Consider the following 20,788-nt stretch of genomic DNA (forward strand, 5'->3'; position numbering starts at 1 on the left):
ACTATTCTACGCCGGTGCTAGCGTCTAGGGGTGACCGCTCAGCATTACTTCTCAGCAACCCCTGACGGGCCTCTGGAACGGCGACGCGTCGTCGCCAACCTCCGGGGCCGAACGGTGACCGTCATCACGGCAGGCGGCACCTTCAGCCCTGAGCACGTGGACCGCGGCACCCAGGCCCTCCTGCACGCAGCGCCCCCGCCTCCCTCGACCGGAACCGCCCTGGACCTCGGGTGCGGCTGGGGACCGATCGCCCTCGCACTCGCACTCGAGTCGCCCGAACTGGACGTGCGGGCCGTCGATGTCAACGAACGGGCGCTGCTGCTCACCGGTGAGAATGCGCAGGCGCTCGGACTCGACAACATCACGCCGACGCGCCCCGAGGATGTCCCCGAGGACACGACCTTCGACCTCATCTGGTCGAACCCGCCCATCCGAATCGGCAAGGACGCCCTGCACGAGCTGCTCTCCGCGTGGCTGCCACGCCTCAGCGCCGAAGGAGAGGCGTGGCTCGTCGTGGCCAAGAAGCTCGGCGGCGACTCGCTGCAGTCCTGGATCGCGGCGCAGTTCGGGCCCGAGCTGTCCGTCGAGCGGCACTCGACGGACGCGGGCTTCAGAGTGCTGCGGGTGAGGCGAGCTCGCTAGCGAGCTCGTCCTCGACGCTGCCCGTGAAGGCGATCTCGGCCGGCCCCGCCAGGAAGACGTGCTCGACGCCCTCGAGCGCTGCGACCGTCACCTGCAGCACGCCACCCGGCACACCGACCGACCATGCGTCCGGCGCGCCAGCGCCAGCCCAGTAGCGAACCGCCAGTGCTGATGCGACGGCCCCGGTGCCGCAGGAGAGGGTCTCGCCGACGCCCCGCTCGTGCACGCGCATCCGGATGTGCCCGACGCCGTCCTGCACCAGCTGGTCGTGGGGCACGACGAACTCGACGTTGGCTCCCAGCTCGGGGGCTGGATCGATGAGCGGTGCATGGAAGAGCTCGAGCCGGTCGAGTTCCTCTTCGCTCGAGAGCGCGACGACGACGTGCGGGTTGCCGACGTCGATCCCGAGACCCGGGCGTGAGACGCCGATGTGCGGGACGGTGACGAGCGGCTCGCCGCCTTCGAGGCGCCAGGGCCCCATGTCGACCTTGAAGCCCGTGCCGTCCCGTTCGACGACCCGCAGTCCGGCACGCGTGCCGATCTCCAGGCGCTCACCCGCCTCAAGGGTCACCAGCCCGGTTTCCGTGAGGAAGCGCGCGAACGCGCGCACCCCGTTGCCGCACATCTCCGCGATCGATCCGTCGCCGTTGCGGTAGTCCATGAACCATTCGGCCAGAGGGTGGGCTGCCTGCAGTTCGCGCCCTTCCGCGAGATACTGCGAGCGGACGGCCCGGATGAGGCCGTCTGCGCCGACACCGAAATTGCGATCGCACAGCCGCGCCACGCGCTGAGGCCCGAGGTCCAGCTCCCCGTCCGGGTCCGAGACGAGGACGAAGTCGTTGCCGGTGGCCTGCGCCTTGGTGAACGCGAGTTGTGTCATGGGGCCAATGCTACGGAACTCTCGATCCCCGTGTGCGCCGTCATCTCCCGATCAGAGTCCGGCGGCCTGGAGGATGCGCTGCGCCGCGAACCCCTCACCGCTCTGGGCGCGGACCGCGCTCTCGTAGCGTCGGAACCAGGAGACCTGCCGCCTGGCGTACTTCCGCGTCAAGAGCTGCGCCTCCGCGACCGCGTCGACACGGCTCATCTCGCCCCGAAGCTCCGCAAGTGCCTGCTGGTACCCGATCGCGCGCTTGGCGGTTCCGCCCTGCTCGAGCCCGGCGTCGGCAAGCGCTTGCGTCTCCTCCAGCAGCCCCGACTCCCACATGCGTTCGACGCGCGCGTCGAGCCTGGGGGTGAGCACCTCCCGGTGCTCTTCGACGACGGCGAACGTCACGTCCCGCCATCTCGCTTCCTGGTCCGGCAGCTGGGCACTGAACGGCTCCCCCGTGACCTCGATCACCTCGAGCGCCCGCACGAGGCGCCGTCCGTTGCGCGCGTCGATGGTGGCCGCGGCCTGGGGGTCGAGGGCACGGAGCCGAGCGAAGAGCGGACCGGGACCATCGAGCTGCAGCTCCGCCTCGAGCTCGGCTCGCACGGCGGGGTCGGTCCCTGGAAAGCGCAGATCGAAGCAGACGGCCGCGATGTAGAGCCCAGAGCCCCCGACGAGGATGGGCACATCTCCCTCTGCCTCGATCTCCTCGATCAGCCCTCGAGCCCGCTCCTGATACCAGGCGACACTCGCGTCTTCCGTGACATCGAGCACGTCGAGCAGGTGATGCGGCACCCCCTCACGGTCTTCGGGGGCGAGCTTGGCGGTTCCGACATCCATGCCCCGATAGAGCTGCATGGCGTCGGCGTTGATGACCTGAGCTCCGCGCCCCGAGGCGCGCAGGCGGGCGGCGATGTCCAGCGACAACTGCGATTTCCCCGTGCCGGTCGCTCCCCCGATGGCGATGAACACGCTCAGGCGCGCCGGATCGTCGGGAGTCCAAGCGAGACGCGGGGGGCTGCCCCAGCCGGCGCGGGGACTGCGCAGCTCTCGGCAAGCGAGCGGTCCCAGGCGTCCCCCGCCCTCGTGCGACGGACGTCGAGGCGGCTCGACGTGGCATCTGCGACGAGGTGGAACGACGCCGCTCCCGTGATCTCGGCGGTGACGACATCACCGGGTCGTGGACGTTCTGCGCCGTCCGGGAGGGAGAAGTGCACGAGCCGGTTGTCCTCCGAGCGTCCCGACATGCGGTGCGTCTCGTCGTCCTTCTTGCCGTCTGCTGCGCTGACCAGGATGCGCTGGACGCTGCCGATCAGCTTCTCGTTCTCTTCTCGGCTGATGCGGTCCTGCAGCTTCATGAGTCGCTCGTAGCGCTCCTGCACGACTGCCTTCGGCACCTGATCGGGCATCGTCGCGGCCGGTGTGCCTGGCCGGATGGAGTACTGGAAGGTGAACGCGCTCGCGAACCTGGACGCCTCGACGACTCGCATCGTCTCGGCGAAGTCCTCCTCGGTCTCGCCGGGGAAGCCGACGATGATGTCCGTCGTTATCGCGGCGTGTGGCATCTGCTCGCGGACGCTGTCGAGGATGCTGAGGAACCTGGCGCTCCGGTAGGAGCGCCTCATGGCCTTCAAGATGCGGTCGGAGCCCGATTGCAGCGGCATGTGCAGCTGGGGCATCACGTTGGGCGTCCCGGCCATGGCGTCGATGACGTCCTGCGTGAAGGCCGCCGGGTGCGGGCTGGTGAAGCGCACCCGCTCGAGCCCATCGATGCTGCCAGCGGCACGGAGGAGCTTGCTGAACGCCTGCCGGTCGCCGAATTCGACTCCGTACGAGTTGACGTTCTGCCCGAGGAGGGTGACTTCGATGGCGCCGTCGTCGACGAGCGCCTGGATCTCGTTCAGGACATCGCCTGGCCTGCGGTCCTTCTCCTTGCCCCGCAGAGATGGGACGATGCAGAACGTGCAGGTGTTGTTGCAGCCGACGGAGATCGAGACCCACCCCGAGTAGGTCGAGTCCCGCTTCGTCGGAAGTGTGGAGGGGAACACGTCGAGGGACTCGAGGATCTCGAGCTGTGCTTCCTCGTTGTGCCGGGCTCGCTCGAGCAGACTCGGGAGCGCACCCATGTTGTGCGTGCCGAACACGACGTCGACCCATGGGGCCTTCTCGAGGATCGTCCCGCGGTCCTTCTGCGCGAGGCATCCGCCGACGGCGATCTGCATGCCCTCGTGCTCGCGCTTGATCGCGGCGAGCTGGCCGAGGTTGCCGTAGAGCCGGTTGTCGGCGTTCTCTCGAACCGCACAGGTGTTGATGACGACGATGTCCGGGTCGGCTCCGTCAGCTTCGACGTAGCCTGCCGCACGGAGGGATCCGGACATGCGCTCGGAGTCGTGCACGTTCATCTGGCAGCCCAGCGTGCGCACCTCGTAGCTCCGCGGAGTACCGTCCGGTTTGAGTGCTGCCGGGGATGCTGCGATGGGTGTGGCTGTCTCGCTCATGGTCCGTCAATTCTACGTTCGCTTCACGCCTGGCCATTCCCACCGCTACGCTGACGGGATGCGAGCCATGACCTCAGATGACGGCGTCACGCCGGCGACTTCTCTTGCTCTTCAGCGAGGTCTGCTGCAGACCGATGCCGGCCCCGTGGAGGCTCATGGTGCGCGGGTCGCTGCGATCTCGGCCCCGAGCGGGGCTCTGTACGTAGGTCCCGCTGGCGGTGAGAACGGGGTCGATGGCCTGGTCCTCCGGACGAGCGGAGGCCCGCTGGCTGCGACGACGACGGTGGTGTCGGATGCGTCTGGGGCCTCTCGAGTGGAGGCCCTCACGATCTCGACGAACGACGAGCCCGAGCGCTGGCGCGATGCTCCTCGCGAAGAGGCGTATTGGCATTCGCTGCCTGGCGAGCTGCAGGGCGAGGTGCCGGTGGTCGAGCCACGGCACGGTCTGCTGATCGTGTGCGACGCGGGTCTGCGCGACCAGTACCGGCAGAGCGATTTCGCGTGGGATCGCTGGGTCGACGAGGTTGTGGCCCCAGCCGCAGCCGGGAGCTCGGAAGCGGCGGTTGCTGTGGCGTTCGCTGGTCGAAGTGAGGTGCTCCTGGCCCTCTCCTCCGTGTCGTTCCCGTCGGGTGCCGCGATTTTCGCCGGGTTCGATGCTGGCCTGCAGATCGCTGCAGTGCATCTTGCGCCGGTTGCCGAGCACGAGCAGGAGGCGTCGATCGTTCTGGTGCGGCGAGCGCGCGCCTCGTTGCGTGACGGAGACCCGGCAGGGGCGACGGCTCAGGCTATGGCGGCGATCTCTGCGCTCGAAGCGGAACGTGATCTGCGCGCCGCTGGCCGAGTCGGATTCGTGCTCGCGGAGGCGCATGACCGTGCCGGCGCCCCGGCTGCCGCCCGCCGAGCCCTCGAGGAGGCGCTTGTCCGCCTCGAGGTGACGCGCGACGCCGAGGGCCAGCGAGTCGCGCTGGCGCTACTCGACGGGCGTGGCGCCGAAGAACACGCCCGCTGACCCGCTCGAAGACCTGCCTGGCCTTGGTCCACCCTGCACGACTTCACGTGCCGCGTTGAAGGCCACACCAGCGGAGTAGCCACGTCGCGAAAGGAAGCCGGCAATGCGCCGGATCGCAACGTCGGGCTCCAGGCCCTTGACCCGTCGGAGCCGGTCGGCGGCGAGGTCGCGAGCCCGTTCGAGCTCGTCGTCACGGTCGACCTCGGCGAGCGCCTCCGCCATGGCCTCGGCCGAGATGAAGCGCTCTCGGAGCGCCCGCTCGACTCCCTGAATACCGGAGTGCTTCTTGTCTCGCGCCTTGTGGACGAGCAGCTCGGCGAGCCGCAGATCGTCGAGGTAACCGAGTTCCGTGCACCGTTCGATGACCTGTTCGATCTCGTCGTCGTCGAGGCGAAGGGACTCTTCGAACTCGGTGGCTTCTTCGGTGCCGTCCTCCGGAGCATGCGCACCCTTGGGATCTTCGCCACGCCAAGCCCGGAGGAGGCGTCGCGCCTCTTCCGTGGACCTGTCGCTGCGAGCAAGGGCCCGCACGAGCGTCTCCTGCGCCTCCGCGGTGAGCCGCTCTCGAGCTTCCGAGTCCATCCCAGCGGGCACGACGGCCGTGAAAGCCTGTGTATCGCCTTGCCCGCCAGGGATGGAAACGAGTCTTGGAGCGCTCTCGGCTGCGATGTGCGCTCCCGGCGCGGGGAGCTCAGGCGCCGAAGATCGTGGTTCAGCCGGGGCTTCTGCGGCATCGGGGGCGCGTTTGCGCGCCGCCGGTGATGCCCCGAAGAGAGGCGTCACCGGAGCGAGGTCGTCGGTCATGCGCCGCGCCGCTGAGCGACCTTCGCGTCGGCAACGGGCGCGAGAGGTGCCTCGACTGCCTCAGCAGGAGCCTCGGCAGACTGCCCGACGCCGAGCTTCGCCAGGATCTTGCGCTCGATCTCCTCGGCGATCTCGGGGTGCTGGATGAGGAAGTTGCGAGCGTTCTCCTTGCCCTGGCCGAGCTGGTCGCCCTCGTAGGTGTACCAAGCGCCGGACTTGCGCACCAGGCCGTGCTCGACACCGAAGTCGATGAGCGAGCCCTCGCGAGAGATTCCGACGCCGTAGAGGATGTCGAACTCTGCCTGCTTGAAGGGCGGCGCCATCTTGTTCTTGACGACCTTGACTCGCGTGCGGTTTCCGACGGCTTCCGTGCCGTCCTTGAGGGTCTCGATACGACGGATGTCGAGGCGGACCGAGGCGTAGAACTTCAGCGCCTTGCCACCGGCGGTCGTCTCGGGGCTGCCGAAGAAGACACCGATCTTCTCGCGCAGCTGGTTGATGAAGATGGCTGTGGTCTTGGTCTGGCTGAGACCACCTGTCAGCTTGCGAAGCGCCTGGGACATGAGGCGTGCCTGCAGGCCGACGTGGCTGTCGCCCATCTCGCCCTCGATCTCTGCCTTCGGCACGAGCGCTGCGACGGAGTCGATGACAACCAGGTCGACCGAGCCCGAGCGGATCAGCATGTCGGTGATCTCGAGCGCCTGCTCGCCGGTGTCTGGCTGAGCGACGAGGAGGGCGTCGATGTCGACGCCGAGCTTCTTCGCGTACTCGGGGTCGAGGGCGTGCTCGGCGTCGATGAATGCCGCGATGCCGCCCGCTCGCTGGGCGTTCGCGATGGCGTGCAGCGTGAGGGTCGTCTTACCCGAGGACTCGGGACCGTAGATCTCGACGATGCGGCCGCGAGGGAGTCCGCCGATGCCGAGGGCGACGTCGAGCGCGACGGAGCCGGTCGGGATGGTCTCGACGGGTGCGCGCTCGTCGCTTCCGAGGCGCATGACCGACCCCTTGCCGAACTGGCGGTCGATCTGAGCGAGTGCGGCGTCAAGCGCCTTTTCGCGGTCTGCTGGGTTTGGCATGGTGGTGATCCTCTCGGGATGTGGCGGTCGCCTCTCGGCTGTCGCGCGCTGATGGAGAGCGCTGACGACAAGGCGGATCGGGTTCCTTGGCTACTCGAGTTTCACGGTAGAGGCGACCACCGACATTCGGTGATCGAGACCCTGCAACTGTGGACAAGTCTCCGAGGAGTCCGACAGGAACACCCTACGCGCTTAGAACACGACTTCGAACATTCCGTAGGCGTGTCGTACCCGACAAGGAGTCGCGCGGGCCGGAGATCAGCCTCGACGGTCAGGATCTATCGTGCCGACTCCGTGCCGCCTGGCCTCGGGAACGCCGGTGTCGATGCAGAGCGCAAGCCAGATCGCACGCGGCTCGACGCCGTCGTCGAGGGCCTGCTTCGCAGTGCGATCGCCGAGAGCCCCCAAGACGAGGTCTCGCATCAGCGAGCGCCCGTAGGCCTCGCCGAACTCATCGACCACGGCCCTGTCGAACTCGCTCTTGCGCATCCCCCCAGCCTACGCCGACGGCGTCGCAGCAGATGCTGCGACGCCGTTGGACGTACCTTCGAAGCCGTCTCGCTAACGCGTGACGAGCGGCTTGCGCATTCCGAGCAGCAGGTCGTCCGGAACCGTGTCCGGGATGCTCGTCTCGAAGCGCTCATGGACGGCCAGACGGTCGCCCACTTCGCGGTAGATGGTTGAGAGGGGGGTCTCGAGGGCTTCCGCCACTGAAGCGAGGATCTCGCTCGAGGCTTCTTTCTGCCCGCGCTCGACCTCACTCAGGTACCCGAGTGCAACCGAGGCGCGACCCGCGACCTGCCGGAGCGTGTGCCCCTTGCGCAGGCGCACATCGCGCAGGACTTCACCGATCTCTTGACGCGCTAGGACCATAGCGGGGTCCTCCTTACTGCCGTGTGCCAAGAACTGTAACTTACGAGACTTCGTGGAGACTTCGTCACGCTGAGAACAACCAAGCAAACCTCGATGGTATTCCTGAAAGAAAGCCGAATGTTGAGGCGATGCGACTCAACCTTCGCGTGGCTCAGATCACGATACCTCGTCAGTGTTCCACGAGCATTTCGAGCACGTTGTGAACAGCGGCCTCGACCGTCGCCCCACGCACGCGCTGCCGACTGCCCTCTGGGTCGTCGAGTCGAACGAGCGAGGAGAAGTCCAGGTCGATCACCCGATCGCCGAAGAGCGAGGAGATGCCCACGAACACGATGCCGGGCGCTCGCCCGGCCTGCGGCTGCGGACCGGCGACCCCCGTCGTCGACAGCCCGATGTCAAGGCGATCGGCGCGACCCGCTGCGAGCGCTGTCCGAGCTCCGAGCGCCATCGCCGCAGCGACGTCGGGATCGACCGGGCCCCGCTCCGCGAGCAGGTCTTCGTCGACGCCGAGCAGCGAGTGCTTGAGCTCTGTGCGATATGCGACGATTCCGCCTGCCAGCGACGCCGAGATCCCAGGGATCTTCACGAGTTCGGCGACGAGCGCCCCGCCGGTCAGGGACTCCGCGACGCCGATGCTGAGGCCGGCTTCGAGGAGGACACGCCCCAGCTCGACCGTCTGTGGGAGTGCTGGTGTGATTCCGCCGGTCATCGCAGGGTGCTCCCATCATCGGCCCGCAGTTGGGGCGCCTTCTTCTTCTGTGGCCGGTAGGCCTCCCACAGGTAGTCGAGACCAGACCACACCGTGAGGATGAACGCCGCGGACATGAGGATCCCGTTGACCCAGTGCACCCAATCCCCGAACACGACCCAGAGCGGGAGCAGGGCGAGCGAGATGGCGATGGCCTGGACCAGGGTCTTGAGCTTCCCGCCGCGTCCGGCCGGGAGCACGCGCTTCTTGGCGACGGCGAGACGCCAGAAGGTGATGCCGAGCTCGCGGACGAGGATGATGATCGTCACCCACCACGGCAGCTCTCCGAGTACAGACAGCATGACGAGTGCCGTGCCGGTCAGCGCCTTGTCTGCGATGGGGTCGAGCAGCTTGCCGAGGTCCGTGATGAGGTTCCTGCTGCGCGCGATGTGCCCGTCGAGGCTGTCGGTGGCGATCGCGACGATGAAGAGCACCGCGGCCGCCCAACGCCAAGGGCCGTCGCTCGATTCGTCGAGGAGGAGGAACCAGACGAAGACCGGCACGAGCAGGATGCGCGCGATGGTGATGAGGTTCGGCACGCACCAGTTGCTCACCGGTCCATCGCCCCCGCGGAGTATTCGGCCGGTCATCGTTGTGCCTCTCGCTAGTCGCGCCCTGTCAGACTCCAGGCGTCGTCGTCGCCGCTCTCGGCTTCGACTTCTTCCAGCCCATCGTATTGGGCCGCGACGGCGTCGAACGACGCGGCCATGCCATCCTGCTCGGCCATCGACGCGGAACTCGCTGCCGGAGCACCTGCCGCCGGGTCCTGGCCGCGGATGCGCGCGAGCACGCCGGGCAGCTCCTCGGCGGTGACAAGGACGTCTCGTGCCTTGGAACCCTCGGAGGGACCGACGATCTCTCGCGATTCCATGAGGTCCATGAGCCTGCCGGCCTTCGCGAATCCGACGCGCAGCTTGCGCTGCAGCATCGAGGTCGAGCCGAACTGCGAGTTCACGACCAGCTCGGCGGCCGCGAGCAGGAGCTCGAGATCGTCGCCGATGTCGGCATCGATCTCCTTCTTCTCCACGACCTGCGCGACGTCGGCTCGATACTCGGGCTGCGCCTGGCGCTTGACGTGCGCCACGATCTCCATGATCTCCTTGTCGTTGACCCAGGCACCCTGCACACGGGCGGCCTTGTTGGCTCCCGATGGGAGGAAGAGGGCGTCGCCCTGGCCGATGAGCGACTCGGCGCCGACCTGGTCGAGGATGACGCGCGAGTCGGTGGAGCTGGTCACCGCGAACGCGAGTCGGCTCGGCACGTTGGCCTTGATGAGACCGGTGACGACATCGACGCTGGGGCGCTGCGTCGCGAGTACGAGGTGGATTCCGGCGGCACGCGCGAGCTGGGTGATACGGACGATCGAGTCCTCGACGTCGCGCGGGGCGACCATCATGAGCTCGGCGAGCTCGTCCACCACGACGAGCAGGTAGGGGTACGGCTTGAGCTTCCGCTTCGAGCCCTCAGGGAGGACGATGCCGCCCGAGCGGATGGCCGCGTTGAAGTCGTCGACGTGGCGGTAGCCGAAGCTCTCGAGGTCGTCGTAGCGCATCTCCATCTCCTTCACGACCCACTGCAGCGCTTCCGCCGCCTTCTTGGGGTTCGTGATGATGGGGGTGATGAGGTGCGGGACACCGCTGTACGGCGTGAGCTCGACGCGCTTCGGGTCGACGAGGACCATTCGCACCTCGGCCGGGGTCGCGCGCATGAGCAGCGACACGATCATGGAGTTGACGAAGCTCGACTTTCCGGCCCCCGTGGCACCCGCCACGAGGAGGTGCGGCATCTTGGCGAGGTTCGCGAGCACGAAGCCGCCCTCGACGTCCTTGCCGACGCCGATCGTCATGGGGTGGCGCGCTGCGATCGACTCCGGGGACTGCAAGACGTCTCCGAGCGAGACCACCTCGCGGTCGGAGTTCGGGATCTCGACCCCGATGGCACTCTTTCCTGGAATCGGCGAGAGGATGCGCACCTGATTGCTCTTGACCGCGTAGGCGATGTTGTTGGAGAGCTGGGTGACGCGCTCGACCTTGACGCCGGGGGCCACCTCGACCTCGTAGCGCGTGACGGTCGGGCCGCGCGAGAAGCCCGTGACCTTGGCATCGACCTTGAACTGCGCGAACGTCGAGTTGAGCGCCTCGACGATGAGGTCATTGGCTTCGGTGCGCGCGAGCGCCGGCGCACCGCGCGAGAGCATCGATTGCACCGGGAGGCTGTACGCCTGGCCCGGGGCGCCCGCGTCGCGGGAATCCCACTGCTCGGCCCCGTCTTCCGCCGAGGCCGAGGCCTCTGCCGTCGCTGCTGTCGGCGCCGGTGTGGCCGGCGCCGCGGCTGCGGGCGGCCCGAAGAGGTCGGCGAACTCGTCCGGATCGGTCGGCGTCGAGTCGTCCTGGATACCCGTGGCCGAGAAGAGCGTGGGCTCGGCGACGTCGATGACATCGGTGGCGTCGTCCATCCGCACTCCGGAGAGGACCGCGGTCGGCTGCGGTCCGGTGACCGCGTTGTCCGGGTCCTCGGAGGTGAGACCGCGCAGGACGGTCGTCGTCGCCTCCGGGTCGATGCGGTGGTGCTCGTGCTTCTTCGTGTCGGCGACGGCGGTGTCGTACGGCTGCTCCTCGTAGTCGATGTCCTCTTCGCGGCCGGAGTCGTTGCGTCGCCACCACGGGAGGCGGTCCGACTCGGACGAGCGACCGCGGTCGTCTCCGCCGAGCAGGCTCTCATCGTCGCCGGACGCCGCCTTGCCGGCCTTCGCTGCGCGGGCGTGGGCTGCGGACTCCTCGTCGATGCCGAACATCCAGGCCCACAGCTCGCGAAGCCTGACGACGACCTTGTGCGGAGGGGTCTTCGTGATGATGAAGACGGAGAGCAGGATGAGGAGACCCGCGACGATGGCCGCACCGATGGGGGTGATGACCACGCCGAGAGTGCCGCCGAGGAGCCAGCCGAGGACTCCACCGCCAAGGGCGAGCGCTGGCATGCCGTTGACGGGGTCAGGGCTGTCCGCGAGCACGTGGCAGATCGCGGAGCTCGAGACGATTCCGAGGAAGAGGCCGACGCCGATGCGCCCGTTGTCGCTCACTGAGGACGGATGCCGGAAGAGCCAGAGCGCGAAGAACGCGAGCACGACGGGCAGCGCGTAGGAGACGCGGCCGAAGAAACCGCCGAACGTGTAGTCGTTCAAGGCCGTGGCGACCCCGTTCCCGGGGAAGAACCAGACGACCACGCCGCCGATGACCGCGAGCAGGAGGAGCAGGAACGGGAATCCGTCGCGCCGTTGGTCTTTCTCGAGCGTCTCGGGCCCGAGCGCCCGAGCGGTCTGGCCGGCGACGTTCGCGGCGGCCATCCAGGCACGGGTCGCGATGCCCGGCTTCTCGGTCTCCGCCGGCGCCTTCGCGGCTGCCGCGCTCGCCCGCTTCTTGGGCGCGGGGGTTCGCTTGGTGTTGGACGGAGTTGTGGCCATGGTGCCCAAGGTACCTGCGGCCACCGACAGGATCGAGGATGACGCCCCGAGAGCCGCCGAGATCGGCGACTCTCGGGGCGTCAGCTCAGGCCTCGATGACCACCGGGATGATCATCGGGTGACGGCGGTGCTTCGTGTTGACCCAGCGGCCGATCGTGCGTCGCACGACCTGCGAGAGCTGGTAGGAATTCGAGTTGCCCGCCTCGACGGCTTCCTTGAGCGCCTTCTGGATGCCCGGGATGATGTCGTCGAAGACAGCCTCATCCGGTGCGAACCCGCGGGCGTGGATCTCCGGACCGACGAGGATGTTGCCGGTGGCCGCCTCGACGACGGTGAAGATGGAGATGAACCCCTCTTCAGCGAGGATGCGGCGGTCCTTGAGATCGGCGTCCGTGATCGTGCCGACCGTCGATCCGTCGACGTAGATGAAGCCGATGTCGAGCTGCGCGACCTGGCGTGCGACGCCGTCCCGCATGTCGATGACGGCGCCGTTCTCGACGACGAGCACGTTCTCGTCCGCGATGCCGGACTTCTTCGCGATCTCGGCGTTGGCGACGAGGTGGCGGATCTCGCCGTGCACGGGCATGACCTGACGCGGCTGCAGGATGTTGTAGCAGTAGAGCAGCTCGCCAGCCGCGGCGTGACCGGACACGTGCACGTTCGCGTTCGCCTTGTGCACCACGTTCGCGCCGAGCTTGATGAGCGCGTTGATGACGCGGAACACCGAGTTCTCGTTGCCGGGGATGAGGCTCGAGGCGAGGATGACGGTGTCGTCCTCCCCCACCTCGATGGCGTGCGTCTTGGACGCGATGCGGCTGAGGACGGCCATGGGCTCGCCCTGAGACCCCGTCGACATGAAGACGATTTGGTCGTCGGGCAGCTTGAGCGCCTTCTTGTGGTCGATGAGCACGCCCTGCGGCACGTTGAGGTAGCCGAGCTCGGATGCGATGCCCATGTTGCGCACCATGGAGCGGCCCATGAGCGCGACGCGGCGGCCGTTGGCCGCGGCGGCGTCGATGACCTGCTGCACGCGGTGCACGTGACTCGAGAAGCTCGCGACGACGACCTTGCCCTTGGTCCGCGAGATGACGTCCTCGATGACCGGGCCGATGTTGCGCTCGGTCGGAGTGAAGCCAGGGACCTCGGCGTTGGTGGAGTCGGCCATGAAGAGGTCGATGCCCTCCTCGCCGAGACGAGCGAAGGCGCGGAGGTCCGTGAGGCGACCGTCGAGCGGCAGCTGGTCCATCTTGAAGTCGCCCGTGTGGAGCACCGTGCCGGCGTCCGTGGTGATGTGCACGGCGAGCGCATCCGGGATGGAGTGGTTCACGGCCACGAACTCGAGCGTGAAGGGCCCCATCTCCTCGATCTGCCCTTCGGCGACCGTGAGCGTGTACGGCTTGATGCGGTGCTCCTTGAGCTTCGCCTCGACGAGGGCGAGCGTCAGCGTGGAGCCGATGAGCGGGATGTCCGGCTTGAGTCGGAGGATGTACGGCACCGCTCCGATGTGGTCCTCGTGGCCGTGGGTCAGCACGATGCCGACGACGTCGTCCAGACGAGCGCGGATCGAGTCGAAGTCGGGCAGGATCAGGTCGACGCCGGGCTGCGTCTCTTCTGGGAAGAGCACGCCGCAGTCGACGATGAGGATCTTGCCGTCGATCTCGAACGTCGCCATGTTGCGGCCGACTTCGCCCAGACCGCCGAGCGGGATGATCCGCATCGAGCCTGGTGCGAGCTTGGGAAGGTGTTCGGTCTTCGTCATATGAGCCTTTGGGAAATCAGCGTTGCCGCTGGTGAGGTGAGGGTCGAATCAGCGGGTTGTGCCTGGGATGCGCGGGAGCGCACCACCCGCGGCCGCGTTGCGGTCAGGCCGGAAGTTCGTGAAGCTCGCGCCTTCGACGTCGCGAACCAGGTCGAGCTCGTCCTCGATGAGGGCGGCTTCCCACTCCTCCGGGCCGACGAGCGGCAACCTGACGCGGGGGGACTGGATGCGGCCGAGGCCGTGCAGGATGTACTTGGTCGCCACGGTGCCCGGGACGTGGGTCATGGTGGCCCGCACGAGCGGCTCGAGGCGCTGGTGCGCGTCCGTCGCCGTGCGGAGGTCGCCCGCGTTGACGGCGTCGACCATCATGCGGTAGGGCTGCGACGCGATGTTCGCGGTCACGCCGATGAGGCCCGTCGCGCCGATCGAGAGCAGCGGGAGCGTGTTGGCGTCGTCTCCCGAGAAGTAGAGCAGCTCGGTCTGGTTGAGCACGCGGGACACCTGCGCGAGGTCGCCCTTCGCGTCCTTCACCGCGATGATGTTCGGGTGCTTGGCGAGGCGGAGGATCGTCTCGTAGGTGATCGGGATGCCCGTGCGGCCCGGGATGTCGTAGAGGATGAGCGGCAGGTCCGTGGCGTCAGCGATCATGCGGAAGTGCGTGAGCACGCCAGCCTGGGTCGGCTTGTTGTAGTACGGGGTGACGGCCATGACGCCGTCGGCGCCGGCATCCGCCGACTGCTTCGCGAGCTGGATGGCGTGCGCCGTCTCGTTCGACGGTCCACCCGTGATGATCTTCGCGCGCCCGGCCGAGACCTCCTTGCCCACGACGACGAGCTTGAGCTTCTCGGCGTCGGTGAGCGTCGACGTCTCACCGGTTGTACCGGTGACGACGATGCCGTCAGCGCCGGCCGAGATGACGTCGTCGATGTGCTTCTCGACTCCCGCCCAATCGACTTCGCCGTCGTGTGTCATCGGAGTCACGAGTGCAACGAGCACCTGGCCGAAAGGGTTGTCCTGTTCCATCACGTCTCTCAGGCTACTTCCACTAGGTAAAGACTGGGTCTTGTTGTCGAGCTTGCTATTTCTTCTTCTCCACGTCGCCGCTCAGCGCCGCGATGAAGGCTTCCTGCGGCACTTCCACGCGCCCGACCATCTTCATGCGCTTCTTGCCGGCCTTCTGCTTCTCCAGCAGCTTGCGCTTGCGGGAGATGTCGCCGCCGTAGCACTTCGCGAGCACGTCCTTGCGGATGGCGCGGATCGTCTCGCGGGCGATGATGCGGGCGCCGATGGCGGCCTGGATGGGCACTTCGAACTGCTGGCGCGGGATGAGCTTCCGGAGGCGCTCGGTCATCAGCAGCCCGTAGGCGTACGCCTTGTCCTTGTGGATGACGGCGCTGAACGCGTCGACGCGCTCGCCCTGCAGCAGGATGTCGACCTTCACGAGGTCGGCGACCTGGTCTCCCATGGGCTCGTAGTCGAGGGACGCGTACCCCTGCGTCCGGCTCTTGAGCTGGTCGAAGAAGTCGAACACGATCTCGCCGAGCGGCATGGAGTAGCGCAGCTCGACACGCTCCTCGCTGAGGTAGTCCATGCTGATGAGCGTCCCGCGCTTGCCCTCGCACAGCTCCATGATCTTGCCCACGTAGTCCTTCGGAGCGAGGATCGCGGCGCGCATCATCGGCTCGCGGACCTCGAGGATCTTGCCCTCTGGGTACTCGCTCGGATTCGTGACGGTGTGGAGCTGCTTGTCCTCCGTCTTGACCTCGTAGACGACCGAGGGCGCGGTCGTGATGAGGTCGAGGTCGAACTCGCGCATGAGGCGCTCGGTGACGATCTCCAGGTGGAGCAGGCCGAGGAAGCCGACGCGGAACCCGAAGCCGAGCGCCACCGACGTCTCGGGCTCGTAGTTGAGCGCGGCATCCGAGAGCTTGAGCTTGTCCAGCGCCTCGCGGAGCTCGGGGTAGTCGCCAGCGTCGATCGGGTACAGGCCGGAGAAGACCATGGGCTTCGGCTCCGTGTAGCCGGGAAGCGGGTCATCGGATGGACGCGTGCTGCCCGTCACGGTGTCACCCACCTTCGAGAGACGCACGTCCTTCACGCCCGTGATGAGGTAGCCGACCTCGCCGACCCCGAGGCCCTTGGCCACGGTGGGCTCCGGCGACGAGACGCCGATCTCGAGCATCTCGTGCGTGGAACCCGTCGACATCATCTTGATCTTGTCGCGCGCCTTGAGCTCGCCGTCGACGACGCGGACATACGTGACGACGCCGCGGTAGGCGTCGTAGACCGAGTCGAAGATCATCGCGCGAGCGGGGGCATCCGCCACACCGACCGGTGCCGGGATGCGCTCGACGACACGGTCGAGCAGCTCCTCGACGCCCATTCCGGTCTTGCCGCTCACACGCAGCACGTCGTCGGGGTCGCCGCCGATGAGGTTCGCGATCTCCGCCGCGAAGCGCTCGGGGTCGGCGGCAGGGAGGTCGATCTTGTTCAGGACGGGGATGATCTCGAGGTCGTTCTCCATCGCCAGGTACAGGTTCGCGAGCGTCTGGGCCTCGATGCCCTGCGCCGCATCCACCAGCAGGATGGCTCCCTCGCACGCCGCGAGCGAGCGCGAGACCTCATAGGAGAAGTCGACGTGGCCGGGCGTGTCGATCATGTTGAGCGCGAACGTGTCGCCCTCGACGGCCCACGGCATGCGGACCGCCTGGCTCTTGATCGTGATGCCGCGCTCCCGCTCGATGTCCATCCGGTCGAGGTACTGTGCACGCATGGCGCGGTCGTCGACGGAGCCCGTGAGCTGCAGCATTCTGTCGGCCAGGGTGGACTTGCCGTGGTCGATGTGAGCGATGATGCAGAAATTGCGGATCCGGGCGGGGTCGGTCTGAGCCGGCTCGAGCGGAGTGGAGGCGCGTGGTGACATGGTGTCGCCTATTCTCCCATGAGCCGCGCACCCAGCGCTCATCGCCCGGTGCTTCAGCGCGCAGCCAGCGTCCGCACCGCCAGAGAACGGCCCAGGAAGGCACCACCGCATGAGTCTCATCCGCCTCAACGACGTCGAGGTCGGCTTCGGCCCCTCCCCAGTGCTCAAGGAGATCTTCCTCACCCTCGACCGGGGCGATCGAGTCGGGCTCATCGGCCAGAACGGCTCAGGGAAGTCGACGCTGCTGAAGCTCATCCTCGAACAGGTCTCGCCCGACACGGGCACCGTCTCGATCGATGACGGCGTGCGCATCGGCTACTTCTCGCAGTTCTCCGAGCTGGACGGCTCGTCGACGATCCTCGACACGCTGGAGACTCTCTTCTCGCACGTCCACGACATGGAGGCGGAGCTCGCCGAGATCGACGCCGGCATCGCCGCCGAGCCAGACGCCGATACGCTCGACCGCCTCATCCTGCGCCAATCCGAGCTCTTCGAGGAGATGGACCGCGCGGACGGCTGGGACTACAAGCGCCACATCGACACCGCCCTCACGAAGCTCGGCTTCAACGAGGCACACCGCACGAGCCCCATCGAGCAGCTCTCCGGCGGCTGGCGCAACCGCGCAGCGCTCGCCAAGCTCCTGCTCGAGCAGCCCGACGTGCTGCTCCTCGACGAGCCCACCAACTTCCTCGACGTCGCAGGCGTCGAGTGGCTCGAGACCTGGTTCCGCTCGTTCCGCGGCGCCGCGATCATCGTGTCGCACGACCGCACGTTCCTGGATGCGGTGGTCACGCGCATCCTCGAGGTCGAGAACCTGCACCTGCACGAGTACCCGGGTGACTTCGGCGAGTACGTCATCCAGAAGCAGTTCCGGCTCAAGACCCTGCAGGCGCAGTTCGTCCACGAGGCCGAGCTGCTCGCCTTCGAGGCGGAGGGCATCTCCGACCGCCGCGAAGCAGCGAAGGCTGGCGGCAAGGGACTCGGGAAGCGCCTCTCGAGCATCAAGAAGAAGCGAGCGCCGCGGCCCGTCGACGAGATCGTGACCGAGATCTACGGCTCCCTGCACGTCAAGGATGTGCTCGCCCGTGTCTCGGGCCTCGGCAAGAGCTACGGCGACCGGACCCTCTTCGACGACGTGACCTTCGAGGTGCACCGCGGCGACCGCATCGCCGTCATCGGGCCCAACGGCAGCGGCAAGTCGACGCTCCTGCGCGTCCTCACGGGCGAGGAGTCCGGCGACGTCGGCCGGGTCGACTGGCCGAACGGCGTGAAGGTCGTCTCGTACAACCAGGTGCTCGCGGAGCTCGACGAGTCCGACACCGTGTCGCACTCGGTGAACGCCATGCCGGACAGCATCGCGCTGCGGGCGACGAAGAAGTCCGTCGCCCGGTTCCTCAGCATGTTCCGCTTCAGCGAGGCCGAGCTGAAGTCCCGCATCGGCACCCTCTCCGGTGGCCAGCGGGCGCGAGTCGCGATGGCGCAGTGCCTGCTGTCGGGCGCATCCGTGCTGGTGCTCGACGAGCCGACGAACCACCTCGACCTGCCGAGCACGCAGGTCATGGAGCGCGCGCTCGTGCACTTCCCCGGCGCCGTCATCGTCGTCAGCCACGACCGGTTCTTCATCGACAAGGTCGCCACGGGGACCGTCGTGTTCGGCACGAGAACTGATGCTCCGGCCGAGCTCGAGATCACCATCGCCGATTCAGGTACCGACGTCGCCTGAAGCCTGGTAGAGTTTCTGTTTGGCTTACGCGTCGCCCACTCGGCGCGGATTGGCGGCACGGCCCTCTTCCGTGCGGCACCGTTCCAGTACACCTTCCTGTAAGAAAGAAGCAACGTGGCAAATATCAAGTCGCAGATCAAGCGCATCGGCACCAACCGCAAGGCGACCGAGCGCAACCGCGCCTACAAGAGCGAACTCCGCACGGCTATCCGTCGCGTTCGCTCGGCTGTCTCCGAGGGCAACAAGGAGCAGGCTGAGCTCGCGCTCACCTTCGCTGCCAAGAAGCTCGACAAGGCCGTCTCCAAGGGCGTCATCCACAAGAACCAGGCAGCGAACCGCAAGTCGGCCATCGCCAAGACGGTCGCAGCGCTCTAAGCCTCCTGTCATGCCGACATCGACCCCCGCATCCTCTTCCGAGGTGCGGGGGTCGATTCGTCGTATCGCGCTCCTGCAGAGCATCAACCTCGGCCAGCATCGAAAGCTGCCGATGGTCGAGCTCAAGCAAGCCCTCGAGGCCGCCGGGCACACCAACCTGGCGACGGTCCTGCAGACGGGCAACGTGCTGCTCGACGCTCCGGCAGCCGTCACGAACGCCGCGCTCGGGACACAGCTCCGGACCGAGATCGCGGCCGCCTTCGACCTCGATGTGCCCACGCTCATCCGCGACGCCGACGAGTGGCGGGCGGTCGTCGAACACGATCCGTTCCGCCAGTTCGATCCCCACCCGAGCCGATTCGTCGTCGTGTTCTGCGCCGAGCCGCCGTTGGAGCGTGTCGAGGCGATGCTCGAGGGCGTCGACCTCAAGGACGATCGCTGGGTTGCGCGTGGACGCGAACTCTACGTGTCCTGCCCGAACGGGCAGATCGAGAGCCCGGTGCTGCAGCGCCTCGGACGGCCGAAGAGCTCCGACACGTCGAGCGGGCCAGCAACGGTGCGCACCTGGGGCACGGTGCTGCGAGTCGCGGCCAAGCTCTAGCGTCAGTGGGGCCCGGGTGCGCGGCTGCGGTCAGACGTCGCGCAGGGCGATGCAGCGCAGCATCCGCTCCACGGCGAACTGCGGGTCTCTCCCCGCCCCCTTGACGGCGTGATCGGTCTCCGCGACCAGCGTGATGGCTCGGCCGAGGGATGCGTCGTCCCAGTCACGGAGCTCGCGACGAGCCTGGCCGACCTGCCAGGGCGACGCGCCTGCGCGGCTGGCGATCTGCGCGTCCGAGCCGCTGAGTCCCTGCACCTTCGCCATGATGCGCAGCTTCGAGGCGACGGCCGAGACGATGGGCACCGGGTGCAGGCCCGTCGAGAACCCATGGCGCACCAGCGCCAGTGCGTCGCGGACCCGCCCAGCGAGTGCGGCATCCGCGATCTTGAATCCGGTCGTCTCGACGCGGCCGCCGAAGTACTTGTCGACGTGCTCGTCCGTGATGGTGTCGCTCGTGACGGTCAGCAGCTGGCGGGCAGCGCCGATGAGCTCAGCGAGGTCGGTGTTGAATGCGGCGACAAGCAGCGAGGCCGCCTGCGGCTCGATGCGTCGGCCCGCGTTGCGCACCTCGGCGACGACGACGTCCACGAGCTCGCTCGGCTTCGGCTTCTGGCAGTCGATCTCGACGGCGACGTCCTTCGCGCCCCGCACGGCGTCCAGGAGCTTCTTCCCGCGCACTCCCCCGCCGTGCCGGAGCACGAGCGTCGCGCCTTCGACGGGCATCTTCGTGTAGGCGACCACGTCGGCGATGAGGGCGTCCGTGCACTGCTGCACGCCTCGGATGATGACCAGGCGCGGTTCGAAGAACAGCGATGGGCTGACGAGGGTCGTGAGGTGCCCGCCCGCGTAGCCGGAGGCTTCGATCTCCGTGATCTCGAGGTCCGGTGACTCTGCCCGGAGCACGTCGCGGAGCCGCGTGATCGCGGTCTCTGCGAAGTAGTCCTCTGGGCCGCTCACGAGCACGATGCCAGCAGGCCGCACCTCCCGGTGGGTGAGGACGGGGATCGCCCTCTTGGGGGTGCTCGCCCGCTTCGCCTGTGCCATAGCTCAATGGTAACGACGCGCATCTGGCCGTGCGACCGAGACCCCGATCTGTCGAACCGGGCTAGGAGGATTCGACGCGTCGATTGTGGGCGGCGAGGATCAGCGGATACGGCGCCACGGCCACGGCCGCCGCGATCACCAGGAGGAGCAGGTCGACGCGGGGGTCCCATCCCAGTTGAGCGATTCCGGCGCACGCCACCCCGAAACCTCCGAACTGGAGCCACCAGTGCCCCCGCGGAAGCGTGAGACCGGGTGCGGCCCCGACGGGCCCGAACTTCACCCTCCGCTTCCCGTTCGCGCGCGAGACCCGGGCGGCACTCCAGGCGAACAGACCTGCAGCACCGGCGATGAGGAGCCAGCCCACGAGAACGACCATGCTTCG

At 67.6% G+C, this 20,788-nt stretch carries 20 protein-coding genes; 5 read left to right on the forward strand and 15 right to left on the reverse strand.

All coding sequences use genetic code 11. From position 1 onward, the window contains the following. Positions 1-30 precede the first annotated feature (30 nt). Positions 31-642: a class I SAM-dependent methyltransferase gene (locus C5E10_RS09735; protein ID WP_104331467.1), complete on the forward strand. Its 612-nt coding sequence runs from the start codon at positions 31-33 to the stop codon at positions 640-642. On the opposite strand, the gene dapF is transcribed toward C5E10_RS09735, so the two are convergent. From dapF to miaB, 3 genes are read right to left on the reverse strand one after another with little or no spacing between them, the layout of a single operon-like run. Further along, on the reverse strand, positions 611-1,522 hold the full coding sequence (gene dapF / locus C5E10_RS09740) for a diaminopimelate epimerase (protein ID WP_104331468.1): 912 nt from the start codon (positions 1,520-1,522) through the stop codon (positions 611-613). The genes C5E10_RS09735 and dapF overlap by 32 nt on opposite strands. Positions 1,523-1,573: 51 nt before the next feature. After that, positions 1,574-2,485, reverse strand: coding sequence for a tRNA (adenosine(37)-N6)-dimethylallyltransferase MiaA (gene miaA, locus C5E10_RS09745; RefSeq protein ID WP_258071069.1), 912 nt, complete (start codon positions 2,483-2,485; stop codon positions 1,574-1,576). Between the two features lie 2 nt (positions 2,486-2,487). Then, positions 2,488-4,011: a tRNA (N6-isopentenyl adenosine(37)-C2)-methylthiotransferase MiaB gene (gene miaB / locus C5E10_RS09750; RefSeq protein ID WP_104331470.1), complete on the reverse strand. Its 1,524-nt coding sequence runs from the start codon at positions 4,009-4,011 to the stop codon at positions 2,488-2,490. Positions 4,012-4,078: 67 nt separating this feature from the next. On the opposite strand from miaB, the gene C5E10_RS09755 reads away from it, so the two are divergent. Then, complete coding sequence (locus C5E10_RS09755; protein ID WP_104331471.1) at positions 4,079-5,020, forward strand: hypothetical protein; 942 nt, start codon at positions 4,079-4,081, stop codon at positions 5,018-5,020. Here C5E10_RS09755 and C5E10_RS09760 read toward each other — a convergent pair. From C5E10_RS09760 to lepA, 10 genes are all read right to left on the reverse strand, one after another. Next, positions 4,982-5,614, reverse strand: a complete 633-nt coding sequence (locus tag C5E10_RS09760; RefSeq protein ID WP_181062714.1) for a regulatory protein RecX — start codon at positions 5,612-5,614, stop codon at positions 4,982-4,984. The two genes, C5E10_RS09755 and C5E10_RS09760, sit on opposite strands and share 39 nt — an antisense overlap. 206 nt (positions 5,615-5,820) lie before the next feature. Continuing rightward, a complete protein-coding gene (gene recA, locus C5E10_RS09765; protein ID WP_104240869.1) occupies positions 5,821-6,900 on the reverse strand; it encodes a recombinase RecA in 1,080 nt (359 codons plus the stop codon). Between the two features lie 258 nt (positions 6,901-7,158). Further along, complete coding sequence (locus C5E10_RS09770) at positions 7,159-7,389, reverse strand: DUF3046 domain-containing protein (RefSeq protein WP_104331473.1); 231 nt, start codon at positions 7,387-7,389, stop codon at positions 7,159-7,161. Between the two features lie 72 nt (positions 7,390-7,461). Further along, positions 7,462-7,773: a helix-turn-helix domain-containing protein gene (locus C5E10_RS09775; protein WP_104240867.1), complete on the reverse strand. Its 312-nt coding sequence runs from the start codon at positions 7,771-7,773 to the stop codon at positions 7,462-7,464. A 169-nt stretch (positions 7,774-7,942) separates the two neighbouring features. Beyond that, on the reverse strand, positions 7,943-8,482 hold the full coding sequence (locus C5E10_RS09780; RefSeq protein ID WP_104331474.1) for a CinA family protein: 540 nt from the start codon (positions 8,480-8,482) through the stop codon (positions 7,943-7,945). Next, positions 8,479-9,111: a CDP-diacylglycerol--glycerol-3-phosphate 3-phosphatidyltransferase gene (gene pgsA / locus C5E10_RS09785; protein WP_104331475.1), complete on the reverse strand. Its 633-nt coding sequence runs from the start codon at positions 9,109-9,111 to the stop codon at positions 8,479-8,481. The genes C5E10_RS09780 and pgsA overlap by 4 nt, the downstream gene beginning before the upstream one ends. A 14-nt stretch (positions 9,112-9,125) precedes the next feature. Then, positions 9,126-11,981: a DNA translocase FtsK gene (locus C5E10_RS09790; protein ID WP_104331476.1), complete on the reverse strand. Its 2,856-nt coding sequence runs from the start codon at positions 11,979-11,981 to the stop codon at positions 9,126-9,128. Between the two features lie 85 nt (positions 11,982-12,066). Beyond that, complete coding sequence (locus tag C5E10_RS09795) at positions 12,067-13,740, reverse strand: ribonuclease J (protein ID WP_104331477.1); 1,674 nt, start codon at positions 13,738-13,740, stop codon at positions 12,067-12,069. A gap of 48 nt (positions 13,741-13,788) precedes the next feature. Further along, positions 13,789-14,763, reverse strand: a complete 975-nt coding sequence (gene dapA / locus C5E10_RS09800) for a 4-hydroxy-tetrahydrodipicolinate synthase (RefSeq protein WP_104240862.1) — start codon at positions 14,761-14,763, stop codon at positions 13,789-13,791. Between the two features lie 55 nt (positions 14,764-14,818). Then, positions 14,819-16,663, reverse strand: coding sequence for a translation elongation factor 4 (gene lepA / locus C5E10_RS09805; RefSeq protein ID WP_104331478.1), 1,845 nt, complete (start codon positions 16,661-16,663; stop codon positions 14,819-14,821). A 109-nt stretch (positions 16,664-16,772) separates the two neighbouring features. Here lepA and C5E10_RS09810 point away from each other — a divergent pair, with 109 nt between their 5' ends. From C5E10_RS09810 to C5E10_RS09820, 3 genes are all read left to right on the forward strand, one after another. Continuing rightward, the gene (locus tag C5E10_RS09810; RefSeq protein WP_104331479.1) at positions 16,773-18,386 is read left to right on the forward strand and encodes an ABC-F family ATP-binding cassette domain-containing protein; all 1,614 of its coding nucleotides are present in this window, start codon (positions 16,773-16,775) and stop codon (positions 18,384-18,386) included. Between the two features lie 114 nt (positions 18,387-18,500). Continuing rightward, positions 18,501-18,761 carry a 30S ribosomal protein S20 gene (rpsT, locus tag C5E10_RS09815; protein ID WP_068493103.1) on the forward strand — a complete coding sequence of 87 codons (261 nt, stop codon included), beginning with the start codon at positions 18,501-18,503 and terminating at the stop codon, positions 18,759-18,761. 10 nt (positions 18,762-18,771) lie between these two features. Next, positions 18,772-19,362, forward strand: a complete 591-nt coding sequence (locus tag C5E10_RS09820) for a DUF1697 domain-containing protein (protein ID WP_104331480.1) — start codon at positions 18,772-18,774, stop codon at positions 19,360-19,362. 30 nt (positions 19,363-19,392) lie between these two features. On the opposite strand, the gene holA is transcribed toward C5E10_RS09820, so the two are convergent. Together holA and C5E10_RS09830 are read right to left on the reverse strand one after the other, a co-directional pair. Further along, complete coding sequence (gene holA, locus C5E10_RS09825) at positions 19,393-20,406, reverse strand: DNA polymerase III subunit delta (RefSeq protein ID WP_104298950.1); 1,014 nt, start codon at positions 20,404-20,406, stop codon at positions 19,393-19,395. A 61-nt stretch (positions 20,407-20,467) separates the two neighbouring features. After that, positions 20,468-20,782 (reverse strand): hypothetical protein, encoded by a 315-nt coding sequence (locus C5E10_RS09830; protein WP_104331481.1) that lies wholly within the window; start codon positions 20,780-20,782, stop codon positions 20,468-20,470. Positions 20,783-20,788: the final 6 nt, after the last annotated feature.

This window comes from Pseudoclavibacter sp. RFBG4 (assembly GCF_002931515.1).
Classification (GTDB): domain Bacteria; phylum Actinomycetota; class Actinomycetes; order Actinomycetales; family Microbacteriaceae; genus Pseudoclavibacter.